The sequence below is a fragment of the uncultured Finegoldia sp. genome, from assembly GCF_947252345.1.
Classification (GTDB): domain Bacteria; phylum Bacillota; class Clostridia; order Tissierellales; family Peptoniphilaceae; genus Finegoldia.
Window position 1 is genome coordinate 1 of the sequence record NZ_CAMXVC010000053.1, and the last position, 3,998, is coordinate 3,998.

1 protein-coding gene is annotated in these 3,998 nt (G+C 30.1%); it reads left to right on the forward strand.

Annotated elements, in window-relative coordinates:
* Positions 1 to 346 precede the first annotated feature (346 nt).
* Positions 347 to 3,998 (forward strand): leucine-rich repeat domain-containing protein (locus tag Q0X02_RS07765; RefSeq protein ID WP_297814002.1); only part of this gene is annotated, 3,652 nt, incomplete at its 3' end.

The following is a 3,998-nucleotide window of genomic DNA, read 5'->3' on the forward strand; positions in this document are numbered from 1 at the left end:
AACCTGAAATTAATTTCAGGTTATGCTTGACTTTTGTTAGCAGGTTTTTGTGGGAAAAAATTCATTTATTGAAAAAATAAATAAATTAATAACAAAGAACAATGACTAAAAATCAATCATCTTAACGACGCATATCATAATAAAAAAAACAAAAACTCATTTTTTGCACGGATTTATAAAAAATCACAATATATAATTTCATCGAGATGATAAACAGGAATGGTATAATATTCAGGAATATTTTTGATTATATTAATTATATATTTATAGAAAATATTGAATCGCATTAATAAACCCACGAGAAGTAAAAATTTAGTGGTTTATAATAAAAAATGAAGGAGAAAATATGAGAAAAATTTTATCTATTATTATTGCTTTTCTGATGGTTTTTAATACATCTGTAATGGCAATAGCAGCAGAAGAAGGATATAACGATTGGAATGCAAAGCTACCAACTAAACTATTAAATGTTGACCAATCTTATATTGATTCTCACAATGATGAATTATTTAATGGCAAAAATGTAGTTGAAGACCCTAATTTAAGGGAAGCTATCAATTATATGTACAAGAGAAAGGGAGATTTAAAAAGTTTAGATGTTACAGCAGAAATGGTGAAGCATATAATTGAACTTTCTCCAGAAAAATGTGTAGCACACAATCCTGGTGAAAAGAATTTTCAAGTAAAATCATTAAAGGGAATAGAGTATGCGACAAACTTGGAATGGGCATCGTTGGTAAATCAACCAATCGAAGATTTGAGTCCATTAAAAGACTTAACTAAAATCAGACTTCTCGATATAAGAAACAATGAGAAAGTAAAAGATTTTGATTTTCTAAAAAAATTAAATAACTTGGAACAAGTCGATATGCACGGGGTATATCACGCAGACTTATCTAATTTTGTTGGAAAGTCTAAATTGAGGAGTTTAAATTTGCAATCTTGTAAAATTTCGGATTTGAAACCTCTCAAAGACTTAAAAGAACTTAGATATTTGAACTTGGCATTCAACAAAATTGACAATATTGAAGCGCTAAAAGATTTGACTAATCTAAGATTCTTAGATATAAGCAATCAAAATAGATTTGATTATATTGCGGGCGTTGAAAGACCAATGATAGATTCAATAAAACCATTGGAAGGATTAGCAGAACTTAGCGAGTTGGCATTTTCAAGTCACAATGTATCAGACCTCACACCATTGACAAAGTTAACTAAATTAAAAAAAGTGACATTGACAAACAATAAAATCAAAGACTCTGAATTTAAAAAACTAAATTCAAATATAGAAATATTAGGTAAGCAACCTCAAGAAGTTAAAAAAACTACAGAACCAGAAAGTAATCCAGAAGATTCAATGTTAAAAATCATAAGTCTAAATGATAAACCAGAATCAACTCAACAAATTTTTGAAAAAAGTTATGAACACAAAGATGCGCCAAAATTGGAGGAATTAAAGAACGCCTTACCAAAAACAATAAAAGCGAAAATCCAATCAAATTCAAAAGAAGATAACTCGCTAGAAAATCTTGGATTCAAAGATGGGGAATTGAAACTGTTGATACTCGATGACAAAAATAAGCCAGTTGTTGACGGAACTGAAGTAAAATTAACGACAGCTTTTCAAGCTATTTACCCATTTTTAACTGCAAAGACTGAAAAAGGAATTGCCGTATTTAAAAAATTAGTTGATGGAACAACATACACTTTAAAACCAGCTGCAAAAGAAATCAATGAAAAGCTACAATTTACTGTAAAAGAAGGCAAATTAAAAGAAAGTTATTCATTAAATAATGCTGGTAATATTACAGAAAAAAACTTTGATTATGGAGATAAAATTGACAGCAAATATTTTGTTGGAAGGATAATTGACCCTTCAGCTAAGAGATTAGAACCATACGAAGTCAAAGAAGATGCAAACAAATCTAAGGAAATTACTGAAAATCTTAATATTGAATGGAACAATTCCACACCAGCATACGAACAAAAAGAAGGAACTTACGTCTTTGAAGGAACTTTAAAATCTGACAAAAAAATTGGAAATATCAATGACTTCAAGGTAACCGCAAAAGTGACCATAAAACAAGAAAAGAAAAAAGATGAATCTTATAATGACTGGAGCGCAGTTATGCCAGAACATTCATTAGATATTGACAATGAGTATATCAAAAACAATGAAGAAAAATTGTTTAAAGGAGAAAATGTCGTAGAAGATGCAAATGTAAGAAAAACAATAAATGCACTTTACAATAGAAAAGGAGATGCTACACAAGCCGTTACAGCGGAAATGATGAAACATCTTATTTATCTTTCTCCTGAAGAATGCACTTGCCATAATACTAGTGAAATAAAGGTACAAATCAAATCAATTAAGGGACTAGAATACGCAACTAACTTAGAGTGGGTTTCGTTGGTAAATCAACCTATTAAAGATCTGAGCCCATTAAAAGACTTAACAAAAATCAGATACTTAGATATAAGAAATAACCATGAAGTTAAAAATTTTGATTTCTTAAAGAACTTGAAAAATCTTGAACAAGCTGATGTACACGGAACTTCATTGGGAAGTTTGGCTAATTTCGAAGATAAAACTAAACTAAGGTCGCTACACGCTAATTCAACTAACGTTTCAGATTTGAGTCCTTTAAAATCGTTAAAAGAATTAAGATATTTGAGCGTTGCATACAACAATATTGACAATATTGAAGCGTTAAAAGATTTGACTAATCTAAGATTCTTAGATATTAGCAATCAATTTAGATATAATTATGTTACGGATAAAGAAACACCAAAAATCGATTCATTAAGACCAATAGAAAATATGGTAGAATTAAAAGAATTGAGTTTTTCAAGCCATAATATAAGCGATTTGACACCTTTAACTAAATTGAAAAAATTAGAAAAAATTACATTAACTAACAATAAAATTCCACAATCAGAGTTTAAAAAGTTAAATCCAAATATTGTTGTATTTGGCAATGATAACCAAGAAAATAATGAAAAAGAGCAACAAGTTCCACAAAAAGAACAGGATGATGCAAAATACACAATAGTTCAACAACCATGGGGAAATACTAGAGTAAAATTGCTTCTAACAAAAGAGTATAAATTAAAAGACGCTCCTAAATATGAAGATGTAATAAAAGAATTGCCGAAAAAAACGAGTGTATTGGTTAAAAAGGAAGTTGCCAATAAAAAAGAAACAAGCAATCTAGGATATAAGGATAAAAAATTAAAATTCAAGATATTGGATAATAGCAATAAACCAGTTGTTGACGGAACAGTAGTAAAACTTAAACCATCACTAATATGGAACCAAGAGCTTTCAGCCAATACAAAAGATGGCATAGCTGAGTTTTCGGGACTAGAAAATGCAAGCACTTACACATTAAAACCTTCAGTTAGTGGAAAAATAATCAACGAAACAATAAAAGTAACGATAAAAGACGATAAATTAAAGTTAGAATATAGCTTGAACAAAGAAGGAAATGTAACTGAAAAGACATTTGATTATGGAAAATCCATAGAAGAAAAATATTTTGTGGGAAGAATAATCAATGAAACAGATAAAAGATTAGATATGTACGCACCTTCTGTTGACAAACCAGTTGTTCAAGAAGTAGAAAATGAAATTGGAATTAAATGGACAAAATCTACACCAGCATACGAACAAAAAGAAGGAGATTATATTATTGAAGGTGTATTAGAATCTGACAAAAAAATTGAAAATATTAGCGATTTCAAAGTAACAGCAAAAATAACAATAAAGAAAGATGATTCTAAAAAACCAGAAGGAACAAAACCGGGTGAAGGCACAAAACCGGGTGAAGGAACAAAACCAGGTGAAGAAACAAAACCGGGCGAAGGAACAAAACCAGGTGAAGGAACAAAACCAGGCGAAGGCACAAAACCAGGTGAAGGAACAAAACCAGGAACAACAAAACCAGGAACAACAAAACCAGGAACAACAACACCAAGCGTACCAAACTTGCCAAACC